The sequence below is a fragment of the Desmonostoc vinosum genome (genome assembly GCF_059505385.1).
Genome location: NZ_JCACKM010000018.1, coordinates 1 through 15036, shown reverse-complemented (window position 1 = coordinate 15036; position 15036 = coordinate 1). Strand labels below are relative to the sequence as shown.

Annotated in this window: 16 protein-coding genes; 8 read left to right on the top strand and 8 right to left on the bottom strand. The window is 39.4% G+C overall.

Annotated features, from left to right (window positions below):
* The first annotated feature begins 3 nt into the window (after window positions 1-3).
* The 4 genes from AC5JMF_RS01955 to AC5JMF_RS01940 all read left to right on the top strand — a co-directional run bounded on the left by AC5JMF_RS01955 (window position 4) and on the right by AC5JMF_RS01940 (window position 3295).
* Window positions 4-780: a glycosyltransferase family 2 protein gene (locus AC5JMF_RS01955; RefSeq protein ID WP_495794041.1), complete on the top strand. Its 777-nt coding sequence runs from the start codon at window positions 4-6 to the stop codon at window positions 778-780.
* A 400-nt stretch (window positions 781-1180) separates the two neighbouring features.
* Entirely contained in the window at window positions 1181-2143 is a 963-nt protein-coding gene (locus tag AC5JMF_RS01950) for a phytanoyl-CoA dioxygenase family protein (RefSeq protein WP_495794040.1), read from the top strand.
* A 25-nt stretch (window positions 2144-2168) separates the two neighbouring features.
* A complete protein-coding gene (locus AC5JMF_RS01945) occupies window positions 2169-2765 on the top strand; it encodes a YdcF family protein (protein ID WP_495794039.1) in 597 nt (198 codons plus the stop codon).
* Window positions 2756-3295 carry a WcaF family extracellular polysaccharide biosynthesis acetyltransferase gene (locus AC5JMF_RS01940; protein ID WP_495794038.1) on the top strand — a complete coding sequence of 180 codons (540 nt, stop codon included), beginning with the start codon at window positions 2756-2758 and terminating at the stop codon, window positions 3293-3295. Before AC5JMF_RS01945 ends, AC5JMF_RS01940 begins: the two co-directional genes overlap by 10 nt.
* 169 nt (window positions 3296-3464) lie before the next feature.
* Here AC5JMF_RS01940 and AC5JMF_RS01935 read toward each other — a convergent pair whose 3' ends face one another.
* Together AC5JMF_RS01935 and AC5JMF_RS01930 are read right to left on the bottom strand one after the other, a co-directional pair.
* The gene (locus AC5JMF_RS01935) at window positions 3465-4067 is read right to left on the bottom strand and encodes a HEPN domain-containing protein (protein ID WP_495794037.1); all 603 of its coding nucleotides are present in this window, start codon (window positions 4065-4067) and stop codon (window positions 3465-3467) included.
* A gap of 10 nt (window positions 4068-4077) precedes the next feature.
* Window positions 4078-5112, bottom strand: coding sequence for a ParA family protein (locus AC5JMF_RS01930; RefSeq protein WP_495794036.1), 1035 nt, complete (start codon window positions 5110-5112; stop codon window positions 4078-4080).
* Window positions 5113-5437: 325 nt separating this feature from the next.
* Here AC5JMF_RS01930 and AC5JMF_RS01925 point away from each other — a divergent pair, with 325 nt between their 5' ends.
* Window positions 5438-6910 carry a TldD/PmbA family protein gene (locus tag AC5JMF_RS01925; RefSeq protein ID WP_495794035.1) on the top strand — a complete coding sequence of 491 codons (1473 nt, stop codon included), beginning with the start codon at window positions 5438-5440 and terminating at the stop codon, window positions 6908-6910.
* 99 nt (window positions 6911-7009) lie between these two features.
* Window positions 7010-8350, top strand: coding sequence for a TldD/PmbA family protein (locus AC5JMF_RS01920; protein ID WP_495794034.1), 1341 nt, complete (start codon window positions 7010-7012; stop codon window positions 8348-8350).
* Window positions 8351-8405: 55 nt separating this feature from the next.
* On the opposite strand, the gene AC5JMF_RS01915 is transcribed toward AC5JMF_RS01920, so the two are convergent.
* From AC5JMF_RS01915 to AC5JMF_RS01900, 4 genes are all read right to left on the bottom strand, one after another.
* On the bottom strand, window positions 8406-8567 hold the full coding sequence (locus AC5JMF_RS01915) for a hypothetical protein (protein ID WP_495794033.1): 162 nt from the start codon (window positions 8565-8567) through the stop codon (window positions 8406-8408).
* A 12-nt stretch (window positions 8568-8579) separates the two neighbouring features.
* Window positions 8580-9020 carry a pentapeptide repeat-containing protein gene (locus AC5JMF_RS01910; RefSeq protein WP_495794032.1) on the bottom strand — a complete coding sequence of 147 codons (441 nt, stop codon included), beginning with the start codon at window positions 9018-9020 and terminating at the stop codon, window positions 8580-8582.
* A gap of 256 nt (window positions 9021-9276) precedes the next feature.
* The gene (locus tag AC5JMF_RS01905) at window positions 9277-9885 is read right to left on the bottom strand and encodes a hypothetical protein (RefSeq protein WP_495794031.1); all 609 of its coding nucleotides are present in this window, start codon (window positions 9883-9885) and stop codon (window positions 9277-9279) included.
* A 240-nt stretch (window positions 9886-10125) separates the two neighbouring features.
* On the bottom strand, window positions 10126-10716 hold the full coding sequence (locus AC5JMF_RS01900; protein WP_495794030.1) for a thylakoid membrane photosystem I accumulation factor: 591 nt from the start codon (window positions 10714-10716) through the stop codon (window positions 10126-10128).
* Window positions 10717-11003: 287 nt separating this feature from the next.
* On the opposite strand from AC5JMF_RS01900, the gene AC5JMF_RS01895 reads away from it, so the two are divergent.
* On the top strand, window positions 11004-12341 hold the full coding sequence (locus AC5JMF_RS01895) for a MurT ligase domain-containing protein (protein WP_495794029.1): 1338 nt from the start codon (window positions 11004-11006) through the stop codon (window positions 12339-12341).
* Window positions 12342-12453: 112 nt separating this feature from the next.
* Here AC5JMF_RS01895 and AC5JMF_RS01890 read toward each other — a convergent pair whose 3' ends face one another.
* Window positions 12454-12855: a hypothetical protein gene (locus tag AC5JMF_RS01890; protein WP_495794028.1), complete on the bottom strand. Its 402-nt coding sequence runs from the start codon at window positions 12853-12855 to the stop codon at window positions 12454-12456.
* A 185-nt stretch (window positions 12856-13040) separates the two neighbouring features.
* Window positions 13041-13859: a PEP-CTERM sorting domain-containing protein gene (locus tag AC5JMF_RS01885; RefSeq protein WP_495794027.1), complete on the bottom strand. Its 819-nt coding sequence runs from the start codon at window positions 13857-13859 to the stop codon at window positions 13041-13043.
* Window positions 13860-14634: 775 nt separating this feature from the next.
* Here AC5JMF_RS01885 and AC5JMF_RS01880 point away from each other — a divergent pair.
* Window positions 14635-14868: a hypothetical protein gene (locus AC5JMF_RS01880; RefSeq protein ID WP_495794026.1), complete on the top strand. Its 234-nt coding sequence runs from the start codon at window positions 14635-14637 to the stop codon at window positions 14866-14868.
* Window positions 14869-15036: the final 168 nt, after the last annotated feature.

Genomic DNA, 15036 nt, shown 5'->3' with positions numbered 1-15036 from the left:
TTTATGCTAGATCAAGTTACCCCACTCATCCTGACCTACAACGAATCACCTAACATTGAGCGGACTCTCAAACAGCTGCTTTGGGCAAAGCAAATTATAGTAATTGATAGTTACAGTACCGATGAAACTTTAGAGATCTTAGCATCTTATCCTCAAGTTAAAGTTTGGCAACGAAAATTTGACACCCACGCCACACAATGGAATTATGGTTTAGAGCAAGTTAGTTCCGAGTGGGTGCTTTCTCTGGATGCAGACTACACAGTTTCAGATTTACTGATTGCCCAAATTAAAGAACTATCCCCAAATTCCGCAATAGATGGCTACTTTGCCCAATTCAAATATTGTGTTTTTGGTAAACCTCTGCGAGCTACAATACTTCCCCCACGGCAAGTTTTATTTAGGAAAAACAAATCCATTTATATTGATGATGGACACACCCAACTCTTAGAAGTAAAAGGTAAATCAGCAACTTTATCTGGTTATGTTTACCACGACGATCGCAAACCTCTAAACCGTTGGCTTTGGGCACAAGACCGTTACGCAATCATCGAAGTAAAAAAATTATTACACACTCCTCAAAGCGAGCTATGTTTGAGCGATCGCATCCGCAAACAAAAGATTTTCGCTCCTTTTATTGTTCTTATATATTGCCTAATTCTTAAAGGAGGTCTTCTTGATGGCTGGCATGGTTGGTACTATGCATTTCAACGTGTTTTAGCAGAAATTATCTTAGCAATTCGTCTCATTGAAGCAGAAAAATTAGAGCAAAAAGAATCATAGAAATTCAAAATTTCAGACATTTAAAACGAAAAATAGGACTTTTGTAAGAGGTCTAATGATTATCGAAACGCGTCACTCATGGCGCGTCTGTGCTTTTTTATAGTGCAAATTCTCACCGAAGTCGGAGTTAATTCATGTTTATCAAGAAAGGCAGAGGGCAGAAGGCAGGAGGCAGAAGGAATACTGTTTTCTGCACTCTGCCACGACCGGAGGGAGTAAGGGTTTAAGACCCCCACTGAAACGAAGTTCAGTGGCCCCAATTAAGGAGGGGTCTGAATCCCCTTCTTAATTGTCCCTTCTGCCCTCTGCCTCCTGCCTTCTGCCTTCTTCAATATCCAGATACATAACACATTTAAAATGATTAACCACATTTTGATGATCTCAAGAGGTTTAAACAATCATGGTCAACCAATTCCACAACATTTATTTGCTGCTATATGACATTTGCTATGAAAATTATGTCGGGTTAACTAAAAATCCCCGATGGCTTTTAATGCGAAACCTAGCAAGATTCAATGTAGGGCGAGCTTTGATAGAATTTTTGTCAAAGATTTCAACTAAGGTATCTGAGTTATCTGTAGTAAGTGAAAGCAACACTTTATTTCCAGATATTAACGTAGATAGCGTCGTTACCAGCCTGAAAAAAGAAGGTTTATATTTAGGTATTAATCTAACCGAAGAAATAGTCAAAGAAATTGTTTGGTTCGCTTATTCTCAACCATGTTATGGCTATCGCCAACCTAAATTAGGATTTTATTATCATCAAAAGCAATTAGCAGAAAGCTATTACAATCAGAAATTAGCTTTAGCTGGTTATTTTAATACAAGTTCGCTTTGCACAGCCATTAATAAATTACAAAATGACCCTAAATTACTAGCAATAGCTGCCAAGTATTTAGAGCATAAACCTGTGCATCAAGGAAATCTTCTCTGGTGGAGTTTTACAGGAGACATAACAGATAAAGAAAGAAGACAATCATTCCAAATGTTTCATTATGATATAGATGATTACCGATTTTTAAAGTTTTTCTTTTACTTAACAGATGTTGATGAATTTAATGGGCCTCATGTTTGTATTCGTGGTAGTCATAAGCACAAGAAGCTCTCGCATTTATTACTACCAAAGCGAGAAACAGATGCAGAAATTTTCAACTCTTATGGTCGTGACTCTTTAATATCGATTTGCGGTCAAGCAGGCTTTGGTTTCGCTGAAGATACTTTTTGTTTCCATAAAGGTACAACTCCAGTTAACAAAGACCGCCTAATGTTACAAGTAGAATTTGGCACAACTGACTATGGAATGCAGCACGATATCCGAAAAACATCTCTTTTACAATTGATGGGTCAACCAGACAGTATCTAATCCTAATGATGAGGGTAGTAAATAATTGATTAAATGGTATTTTAGGCAACTCAAGAAATATTGGATTTGGGCTTTAACAGCGTTGATTGTAACATTGCTGCTGATCATTCCAGTGCGTTTAGCGATCGCTTTTCACCAGGCTCCTCAACCCCAAGCTATTCTTACCCTTGGTGCATGGATAGATAGGGAAGAGTATACAGCGGAACTCGCTCGCTGGTACCCATCCCTAGAAATATGGGTTTCTTCTGGTTCGCCCCCTAGTATGGCATATGAGATTTTTCGAGCCGCCGGCATCCCAGACAGTCGTCTGCACCTCGACTACCGTGCTGTTGATACAGTCACAAATTTTACCACCCTCGTTTCAGATTTTAAACACAGAAACTTTCAGCATCTCTATTTAATTACTTCAGCTTCTCATATGCCCAGAGCCAAGGCGATCGCTACCCTCATTCTTGGTAGTCGGGGTATCGCTTTCACACCATTATCTGTGCAATCAGACAAACCCAAAGAACCAATCCTGCCCATTCTGCGTGATGTTGGTCGTTGTCTGCTTTGGATTCTCACAGGTCGTACAGGGGCCAGTCTTCACCCAGCAATCAATTTACTACAAATATGCGTTTAGACAGTTACACTCTTGGTACATATCATCCTGGTGCATCCTACTGGAAACAACTGCTGTGGTATTTCTTGGGATCACCTTTAGTAGAAAACCGTTGGCTTCCCACATCAGCTTTCAAAGTTTGGATACTCCGTTCCTTTGGGGCACAAATCGGTCAAAAAGTCCGCATCAAACCCGGGGTGCGCGTCAAGTTTCCTTGGCGATTAATCATTGGTGATTTTGTTTGGATAGGAGAAGACACCTGGATAGATAACCTAGCTCCTGTCACCATCGAAAGTCATGTTTGCCTATCTCAAGGCGTCTATCTCTGCACCGGCAATCATGACTGGAATCATCCCGATTTTAAATTAATGACTGCCCCTATCCACATTCAAGAAAGTAGTTGGATTGCAGCCAAGTGTGTAATTGGCCCTGGAGTGATTATTGGTCGTGGCGCAGTGCTAACTTTGGGTGGAGTAACTGGACGCTCTTTAGAGCCGATGATGATTTACGCTGGAAATCCAGCCCAAGCCGTTAAGAAACGTAAACTTTGATATTATGTTGCTTTTGTCTGATGAAATTCTTTTGTTTGACATCTCGATTTATAAAGTTTAACTGATGAAAGTTGTTAGGGTTGCGATCGCGGCTAGGGATCTGATTTCATGAATCTGAAAAATCAACATTTTTGGACAAAATCTGGTTTACTAAAGATCATGATACTTATTACCAGGGAGCAACAATCCCATAAATGATTTGAATATTTCGTTTCATGCCAAGATCAGTAGCAGTTACAAGATATTGTAGTAACTTATCAACATCCTTAATAGCTTTAGCAGTTAGCCGAACTTTCCCAGTCGGTGTTTGTGTCCAAGAAAATGCAGGTATGGGAAAGCCATGAGCAAAACTATGCCTGACTTGCAGAACATCGTTGAGCATCTGTCGAGTAGCTAGGGCGTTCATGCTTCTTTTTGACCAAACCCAATCATTGATGGGGTCATAGCCAGTATATTGAACCAAAAGGTTACGTGAATTATCTGAATTTGGCGTATTAAATTGTTTGAGCGATCGCTCTGCCGCATTTTTAGCAATAGAATGTACAGCATGAAACTGAGGATCTAAGGGGTTTGCAGTGACATCAAAAAAGTTGCGAACAAGTTCTTCAATATAAGCCTCCCATCCAGCGACAAACATCGCTAAAGCAGAATGGTAATAAACTTGAGTTTGACTGCTTAATATTGGGCGTAAGCGAGGATCTGTCGCAGTTTCACGTAGTATACGAGCCTTTTGAGCCGCAATGTCGTATTTTAATGCTGCTGGTGATGGCACGATGATGCTCTTAGAGACAATTCACAAATTCTTCAAGCGCATCTCGATATCTCTGTAATGGTTCTGGATTTAATTGCACCCGCTCCTCACCAATTTTTTTTGGTCCTGGTTTAAGCCTATGCAAAGGTGTGCCAGTTGTCGCTGCAACTACACATGCACTGTGATAATCGGGAATTTCAATGAAACTTTTGCTCGGTAAGTCTTTAGGATTAGCAAAAATATGACGATTTTTCTGATGTATATCATCCATCGTCTTTTTAATGATTTTGTTCACAGCTATAAATGCAGAGGCAGCTTTACCTTCATACATCGTTACTCGATTACTCACAAAGGTATGTAATTTTGGCACAGATACTCCTTCTTCTTTTGCACGTTTTGCAAAGCTAATTCTTGCATATGGTGCAGTATTAGGATCAGTTATGCCATATAAAAGTGCAACTACATTCTCAATCGCACGACGCGAACTATCATCCGCAGTGAATGGGACAACTACGCCCTCTGCGGCAACCAGACCAAGCTGTGTGTATACAGCGAAACTAGGGTTACAATCAATTAAAAACAAGGCATCTCGCTCACCACTATATTTACGCAGAGCAACTGTTAAATCTCGAATCCAACTAAGCACCTGTTTCCAAGCATCAATTGGTATTTGAAGTTGAGAAGTTTGCCTAATTGCTTCAGAAATGATTTCGAGAAGATTGTCCCCACACACGAGCCTCAGATTTTCTGGTATTTGTGGATTGAATTCACTTATATTACAAATATAAGGAGATACATCGGTAATCATTTGGAAGGGAGAGTTAAGACGCGCTTCTAGGTAGCCAGCCACTGTCGAGCGTGGTATCTTACTGCTCAAAGAATGTAGTGCCTTTGGACTATTGAGATATCCTCCTAGTAGGGTTTCTGAGACGTTCGCTTGGGGACAAAGGTCAATTACATAAACATCTGTATCGGGGTGACGGTGAGCATATTCAGCAGCAGCCACAAAGCAAAGAAAGCTCTTTCCCACGCCACCTTTGTTGTTCCAAAAAGCATACGAACTCATTTGTTATATTCCTTATTGAGGCAAAACGGCGCTTGTGGGTATTGACAATGCATAGAACTTTTACCCTTATTGTCGCAAAATAAAGTTTAGGAAACTGTATTTTATCTTTGACTCCTGCATCATGATGAGCTGGTGATGGCTGTCAAAAGGGGTAGAACTTTACAATATTTCCTTTTCATTGGCATTAAAGGATAGAGAGTAAGCTTCCAAAGTAGGGGAACCTCTACCGCCCGACTGCCGACTGCGGCTTTCACTGATTTGTTAGACTAAACACACCAGGATTTTTCAGTCAAATCTCTGATTACGCCAGCAGACGAGGCTACCCATGCTTACAAGTACGCTAATTCTTTCAAATCAACTTCCCACCCTGCAATATTCTTCCACGCCAGAGCGGTTCGATGAAACCTGGCAAGCCCCCCTGGCTACCCTCCTGGGACTAGGACGCGCCGCTGGGGCTGACTTTATCGAATTCTTCTTAGAACGTCGCAACTATATCAGTTGCTTGGCAGAAGACGACGCCATCACCAGTATTTCGCCAAGTCTGGCTACAGGTGCTGGAGTTAGAGTATTTCGAGGCAAAGCCGACTGCTACGTCAGCACTAATGACCTTTCATTTTCCGGGTTAAAAGCAGCCCTAGAAAAAGGTCTATCTATTTTAGGGTTACAATTACCAGTTGCTAATGCTTTCATCCCAGAAATCAACCTAGAGCTATTGAGAGACTACGCCACTAAAAGAGGCAAAGATGGGTGGTTAGCTTTATGTAGTTCCATGCGCGAAATGGGAGAAGTCCTTTTAGATGGCACAGCTCAACTCCAGCGAAAAGCTAGCCATGTACAATCGCGTCGCGCTACCTATTTTCGCGATTGGCAAGAAGTCTTAATCGCTGCCAGTGATGGCACTTTTGCTCGTGACATTCGCCTCACCCAATCTGTAGGATTTAACCTTTTGTGCGCTGATGGTGCTAATCGTGCCTCTATCGGTGAACGTGCTGGTAATACTAGCGATGCCAACTTCCTCAGAACCTGGGATTATCAACAAGCTGCTGAACAAATAGCAGAATCCGCCGGGAAAATGCTCTATGCAGATTACGTAGAATCAGGTACGTACCCCATCATCATGGCTAATCACTTTGGTGGTGTGATTTTCCACGAAGCCTGTGGACACTTGCTAGAAACCACTCAAATTGAACGCAATACCTCTCCCTTTGCTGACAAAAAAGGCGAAAAAATTGCTCACCAAAGCCTCACAGCTTGGGATGAAGGGCGTGCTGACAATGCCTTTGGCACAATTGATATGGATGACGAAGGTATGCCAGCTCAAAGAACACTACTAATTGAAAAAGGCGTCCTCAAAAACTTCTTAGCAGATAGAGCTGGTTCTTGGCGCACCGGACACCCCAGAACTGGTAGCGGACGCCGCCAAAATTATACCTTTGCCGCAGCTAGCCGGATGCGTAATACTTACATTGCCACTGGCGAATATACCAATGAGGATTTGTTTGCCTCTATAGATAAAGGTGTCTACTGTAAAAAAATGGGTGGCGGTAGCGTCGGTGCTACAGGCCAATTTAACTTTAGTGTCGATGAAGCTTACTTGATAGAAAATGGCAAAATTACCAAACCCCTCAAGGGAGCTATCCTCATCGGTGAAGCCAAAGAAATTATGAACAAAATTTCCATGTGTTCTCAAGATTTGGAAATTGCTCCAGGTTTTTGTGGCTCTATCAGCGGCAGTATTTACACCACAGTTGGACAACCTCATATTAAGGTTGATTCCATAACAGTAGGTGGACGCTAAATTATATAAGTTTGTAGTAAATACTAAAATGCTTACTACAAACTTAGTAAAATTCATGCACCTCTACAAATAGCAGTAATTTGGGATTTGGACTTGAATATGGCGAATATCAACGAGATTGCAAATCACGCCAAGGATAATGCCCAGAAGTTAGGCATTAAGAAATTTGATATTTACGGCTCAACAGTAGACGAAACTAGTGTACAGGTAGATCAAGGTGAGCCAAAACAAGTCAAAGCTTCAAATCGCTCTGGTGTTACCGTTCGTGTTTGGAATGAAGATAATACGATGGGTGTCACCAGCACTACTGATGTTGATCCCAAGGGACTAGAATTAGCTCTCAAAACTGCCTATGAAGCAAGCTTCTTTGGCGTTAAAGAAAACGTCCCTGACTTTAGTCCAGAAGCTACTATTCCCATTCCAGATCATCCTCAAGAGAAAGCACTTCACGCACCTGTTTCTGAATTGATAGACAAATTGTTAGTAGCAGAAAAAGAATTACTAACAGCTCATCCAGCGATTAAAGGAGTGCCTTACAACGGATTAGCACAGAGAGATGTTGACAGATTCTATCTTAATAGCGATGGTGCAGTCAGGAAAGAATCTCACTCTTTGGCATCGGTTTATCTTTACAGCAAAACTGAAGAGGAAGGCAAAAAACCTCGCAGTGCAGGCGCTTATAGAGTCAACCAGAGTTTAGATAAGCTAGACATTGATGGTTGTATCAAAGAAACAGCAGAAAAAACTATTAGTCATTTGAACTACGAAAAAGTCAAAACTAATAAATATCGAGTTGTTTTTTCTCCTGAAGCTTTTTTAAGTTTGTTGGGTGCTTTTTCTAATTTATTCAACGCTCAAAATATTCTAGATAAGCAGAGTTTATCTACTCCTGATGATCTAGGTAAGCAAATTGCCTCGCCTCTGCTCTCAGTTTATGATGATGCACTGCACCCAGCTAACATTGGCGCAGAATCTTTTGATGGTGAAGGAACTCCTACTCGTCAGGTTTTGCTAATTGAAAATGGTGTTTTAACTAGCTTTCTCCACAGTGCAGGCACTGCTAAGAGGATGAATGCTAAACCAACAGGTAATGCAAGTATTGGTGCAAAAGTTAACATTAGCCCTAATTTTTATCACATTTTTGCGGCAGCAGTTCCTGAGCAAGAATTTAGTTTGGAAACTGCTGAAAATGTGATTTTGATCGATGATTTACATGCTCTCCATGCAGGAGTTAAATCTTTACAAGGCTCGTTTTCTTTACCTTTTGACGGCTGGATAGTCAACAAAGGTGTCAGGACGAGCATTGAATCAGCTACTGTTGCTGGTGATTTCTTAGAACTTTTGAAATCGATTATTTATCTTGAGAAAGAGGTAGAGTTGACTCCTGGAGGCGTTTGTCCTCGAGTTTGGATTAATGAACTGTCGATTACTGGCGAGTAAAAGCTAGAGAACACAGAGTTAGGAGTTAATTTCAGTTTTTAACTCCTACTCTTCATTAGACTTCTTGCAAAAATACTTGAACCGTCAGAGACTCAAGTCTCTGCCTAATAGCAAAAGTCCGTTGAAACGGACTAAAAATACTGTTATTAGTCGGTTGAAACCGACTTGAGTTATCAGCCAGAAAATGAATTTTCTGGCGATTATCCGACTTTTGCAAGAGGTCTATTAATTAATATTCACCACCAACACTAATCGCTGTATTAAATACGTCTGCACCGCTCAAGTTGATATTAGCTAAGACAGCACCATTAACATCGCTGTTATGTAATTGAGCATCACTCAAATTAACATTGGTAAGATTAGCATTATTTAAGCTAGTACCACTGACAAAAGCTTTTGTGAGATTGGCTGATTTCAAATTTGCACCCGTTAAATCGGCACCTTCTAGATTTGCACCTTCTAAATTTGCGCCTTTTAAATTTGCGTTTCTTAAATCAGCACCTATGAGATGAGCGCCTTTGAGGTTAGCGCCTGTTAAATTACATCCAAAACATTCTCTAGTTTCAAGCAAGCGCCTAACAGCGGCGTTATTTTCTGCTCTGACAGGATTAGGAATTGTTAAACACAGTGTACTAAATAAAGCTGCTGCTGTTAAAAATATGGGTTTCATAGTTTGTTTGCTTCCAATTATTTGAAAGCTATTGACTACTTAACTGCTACAATTCCATTGTCTCAAATTTCAGAATTTTTTCTTCTGGCGATCGGAGGAATTCATAGTTGTAGAAATGTGATTCAGTATTCATACTTTAGCTAGAGCGAGTAATTGAATTCATGTGTATTTTATAAAGTTGATTTAGTCATAAGTAATAACCCCGACTTCTTGTGAGAAGTCGGGGTTTGATAAATTTCAAGTTTTACTTTCTCAATCATCCAATAGGCTGATTTCCTGGATTTACCGCATGGATATGTTCACTACCCGATCGCGGTCTTCCTCTTTTGTAACATGCTTCTTCTGGTTTACCCCATCCCAACTGCAAAATTATTTCTAAAAAATTAGAGTTTTGCCATTTCCACAAAGTTGCCCATTCTGTTCTTTGAGCTATTCTTTCTACATCTGGTATTGTAATTTGTTGGTGTTGTTTACCGTTATTAAAACTTAGATATAAATCCATCTGTTCAGTGACTTGAAACCAAAATTCTAAAATAGAATTTTTTGCCGCTTTTAAGATATCTAAGTCACTAACTAAAGCAATTAACTCCGCATCTATATCTGGATAGCGCAAGCTTTTATCTTTGACTATCATCTCTCGCCAAACAATACCTGAAACTTGATGTTCTCTTTGATAGTCGTGAATTGCAGCTTTAAAATCTTGATAGGCAGTGAACTTTTGTAGTCCATCGGTTTTGATAAACTGGTCGATGACAGGATTGCCAGACGCTGTTATTTCTAGTTTCAAACGCTCTCCTTTGAGGCAAGCTTGGCGTTCGGCTGCTAGGATTTGGGTTAGCTCCTCGGTAGTGTAAACCTTTGACATCAGAACACACTTTATTAGTCATTGGTCATTTGTTCTCTGTTACAAAATTCTGTTCGTCGGAAGCCGGCGCTCAGACTTTGCGCTTTGTCATTAGTTATGTGTTACTAACTAATTTATAACTTGTTGTCAAATGACGGATGTTTAAAGCAGATATTTAAATATTATCTTTTGATATTAAAAGGAATGTAGTAGCAGATATCACTAAAAATCAAGGCAGACCAAATTGGTCTACCCTAAAATTTACTTGGCTAACTCGCTACTGAACTCATTGAAGGCACGCCGCTTTAACTGTACTGATTCGGTACGGGGTAATAAATCAAACACTTCTCTAAATTTATCGTCGATTTCTTCATAAGGTACTTGACCTCTTTTATTTAAAACTGTCTCACCCGATTGATTAAATACTACAATTTGAGGGACAGCCCCAGAGTAGTAGTATCCTGGTTCTGTAGGGTCGTAGGTTTGTTGAGGTAGGATGGTATCGACATCTACAGGGATAATTTCTGCCGCGCGACCGTAGAATTCCTGTACCTGTGAAATAACGATCGCATATTTTTTGCAATCGCTGCTGTCATCGACGTAAAATGCCAACATTGTCGGTTTATGTTCCTTTAAAGATTGTGCTAGTGTTTCTTTCGCCGGAACTAGTGAGCCATTACCAGCATAAACAACGAACATATTGCCATCATATACATCGTCATTAATACCTGCTATTGCGGGTTGTACACTGATAGCTAACATACAAACAATAAGTAACAGGCATTTGGAAACCAACCATCGCCAGTTAGCGATTATTTTTTTTTGTAAAAAATCCAACTTTATACTTGTCATCTAAAGAAACCTTTCAAGCTACTATTTTCTGTAAGTTTGTGCTGAATCCAACAAACCGCGCCGGATACATGACTATGACCGCGTACTCTTTTTTAAGATAACGCTTACTGAGATTATCTCTCGCAAGTGGCTGGGGTTATCATTCTTTATGAAAGATGTGGTTCGACTTCGCGGTAGTTGAGCGTAGTCGAAACTCACCAACCGGGGGATGTGGGAAAAAATTTCTCCGCGTCCCCATGTCCCCGCGTCCCCATTCCAAATTACAAATTACAAATTAGGGTATTCATGTGGGAAAAAAAATACAACTCATAGATAGACTACGACTAGGTTTCGCGGTGTTAGTGGCAAAAAGCGTAACGTTTATGGTGCGATCGCTACGTCTGGGTGCTGCTAGTGTATTACCAGGCTCGATTGCTCGTCGTATTGAACCTCGGCTTTTACAATTATTGAGTCAGCAAGTGAAAAACGGGGTGATTCTCGTTGCTGGTACCAATGGCAAAACTACGACATCGCTGCTTTTATGCACAATCCTAGAACGCAAAGGCTACCGCATTGCTCACAACTCTACAGGCGCAAATCTAGAAAATGGCTTAATGACTGCGCTGTTAGAAAACACTAACTTGGTTGGTACGCTAAATGTTGATTACGCCATTCTGGAAGTAGATGAAAATATTGTCCCGAAAGTATTAACACCACTCCAACCTCGAATCATTCTGTGCTTAAACTTGTTCCGCGACCAACTCGATAGATACGGGGAAGTAGATACAATCAGCAAGCGTTGGACAAAAGTCATTTCTACCCTACCACTAGAAACGGTAGTAATTCCCAATGCTGATGATCCTACTTTGTCTTATCTTGGTCAACAGTTACCCCAACGGGTGTTATTCTTCGGTCTCAATGAACCAGAACAATACCTAGATGCTATTCCTCATGCCGTTGATTCTATTTACTGTCCCAGATGTGGATATTCTTTAAATTATCAAGGCGTTTACTTGTCCCATTTAGGAGATTTCACATGTCCCAAGTGTGGTTTTAGTAAGAGTCAACCAACACTACAAAGTAGCGAATGGCAACAGATTCTGGTTGGTTTGTACAACAAATATAATACTTTAGCTGCTGCTACTGCTGCTAAAGAGTTGGGAGTCGATGAGGCAACGATTAAAGATACTATTAATAACTTCCAAGCAGCTTTTGGTCGTGCAGAAGAGTTAGAAATTAATGGCAAACGGGTAAGAATTTTATTATCCAAAAATCCTGTAGGGACGAATGAAACAATTCGCGTGGTCACGCAAAGTAACGATAAAACAACACTGCTAGTCTTAAACGATCGCACACCCGACGGCACTGATGTATCTTGGATTTGGGATGTTGATACTGAAAAATTAGTCGAACGAGGAGGAACTTTAATTGTCAGTGGCGATCGCGTTTATGATATGGCGTTACGTCTATGCTATAGTGAAAAGTCTTGTGAGAGTAGGTTAAATTTGATTGTTGAAGAGGATTTAAAGCAGGCGATCGCTACTGCATTAGAGCATACACCAAACAATGAAACTTTAAACATTCTACCCACCTATTCAGCCATGCTAGAAGTGCGTGAAATTCTAACTGGTCGGAAAATTCTCTAGTTAGGGAATGGGGAACTCGGGGCCCCACGAAATGGCAGTGGGGATTAGGGGAATGGGGAATTGCGAATTAGTTATTTTTCCTCATCCCCTTCATCTTCCCCAGTCCCTAATGCTATTGCAACTTAACTGCTGCACGTTGTATTGGTAAAACCTCTGCTAAACTCATCTCGTGGTCTGCTGTAATGTGGCTATTGCAACAAATCGTACTAAAGAAAATCGATTGACCAACTAGTTCAGAGAAATACTTTTCTAGTAGTAAGCGTGAAGTAATATCTCCTAATAAATCTGTCAGGTCTTTTGTTAATTGGTCTCTATCATCGCGGTGAACCATCCTAAATTTAAAGTTGGCTTCACCAATTAAATTTTTTACTGCCGAGTCGAACTTATCTTCCTTTCCCTGGACATAAGCAAAAGATTGCTCTTCTAAAAACTTCCAAGCTGCCGGAAAAATCTCACGAATTTTTTCCAAATGATTCTCTGTTTGGTAGACCAAAGTAGCTGTTTTACAATCCATATCTGCTTTATTAGGTGATTAAATCAACCTTGCACCGCTGTAATATTACGGCTAAATCAAGGAATTCCACTTAATAATGAAATATTTATTCATACCTGTAAAATTTTCGGAACTATAGTGAAATAGTATCCGAAAACTGTTACATAAAATACGAAAGTTCTAGTTTATTAAGATAGCATGACAAACTACTGCAAGAACTGACGAGTTTTACGCAGTCCGCAAACCATCACACAAGATACACCAAATATCAAAACACCCGATATTGACGGTTCTGGAACTTTAGTAATCACCAGTGAAAGGTTATCAGCATAGCCATCATTGACACGTCCTCGGACATAATTCATGCTCAAAGTTGCATCAATTTTTCGTGTACCAACTGGTAATATACCGTTTGTAGATTTAAATAATAAAGCAGTAAGATTACTTCGTTCCTCTGGAGTTGGTGAAATGAGACTTGCTTGACCTAGAGAGTTACCATCTTGATTAAGAAAATCAATACTAAATAACACATTATCTAAATCGGTAGCATATCCCCCTAACCAAGCACTCAAATCAAATGCACCTTTACCTGCATCAATTATTGAGGATAAATCAGCAACATTAATTGATTGAGATGCACTAGAAGAACTTCTACCAGCACCACCAAAGAATAAATTATTGCCACGATTTAGTGGCCCTGGACTGCTAGCATCAGGAAGTCCACTCACGCGCACTGTTTCACCTCTAGGATTGATAAATTCAAAACCTGTTGCACCATATTTCAAAACACTAAAATTATCAATCGGATTCCAGTCAGGAATAGCAGGTATATCAGTTCCAACAGCATTACCTATATCATCGCCTTGCCCTTTTTCAGCATCACCGTTGATAATTAAATTTGTACCAAGTGTAACAGCATATGTAGGGCTAGATAGCAAAAAAACACATGAAAATCCTGCTATCAATTTTGAACAAAAGACTGCTTTTTGAGAGACAAACAAAGCAAAAATATTGATTTGATTCATAGTTGAACAATTGTTGAAATTTGCTATTAAACTTCTTGCGTTTAATTGTGGCGATCGCCTATTTTAATTTCTCAGTTTTAGCACACTAGAAAAATTAACAATTACAGCTTGATTTGAAAAGACAAAATATACTTTTCATCTTTTTGATATAATTGAGTTGCTGTTATTTACAACCAAGCAGTAGTCAAATATTAATTTTGGTAAATATTTGAACTCATGCCTCATTCATCAAGCCTGAGAAACAGAATCTTATGTATTAGATTTTTCTCTTAAAGCAAGAATACCAACCAAGTTGGAAAAAATCAAGCTAAGTATGTAATCAAATGCTGACTTTGGCAGCTTTAAAAGGTTACTTAGTAAATATTGAGTATTTATTGTAACAATAGCTGTACTTTGGTAGGTATTCTTTTAACAAGAAAAGAATAAGATGAAACTGTGAAAAATTTCTGCTCAAGATGTGTAGAGATTAGACATGCATTGACTGGCAAGTTGATCGTGACATAACTACTTTAATTAATAGCCAAAAATTTATGATTAGACTGATTGTGGGTAACTCATGATATTTCCGTTTAGATTAGCAAAAATATATCAAAAATTAGATTATAAAAATTAACTATATTTTATTTTCAGTGTCATAACAGGTTTACTTTCATCCCATCTAAATTTTTTAAATTGAATAAAAATCCTCTGATTTTATGAAAATAAGAATATCTCAGGTAGTTTAACTACCAAGCGTTAACATCTAAGATTAACTAGAAAAAAGAGTCTAATCAACATGAACGAAAATCACAGAAACCATAAAAATCCCATCGAAATTAACGATCTAATTGGTGATGCTGTAGAAAATGCGATCACCAGAAGAAACGCATCTCTGTATTCAGAGGATGATTTTTCCAATTTATCTGAGGAAGAAGCAGCAAATATCGCTGGTGGTTTAACATCATTAAAGCTGATTCCTCCAATTACAGCAGGGATATTTCCCGTCCCCCAAGATGAATTCTTAGCTTAAGTTTCAGCCTGTAAAGTTGCTTTGTAAAAATTGCAAGACCTAGATTCCTAGCTTATTTAATAAGTTAGGAATTTTGTTGTGCAAAAATTGAGAATTTTTCTATTAAGTAGAAGAGACCTCTTGCAAAAGTCCTTCTTTGCGTTCTCTTCTCTGCGTCTCTGTCTTGAA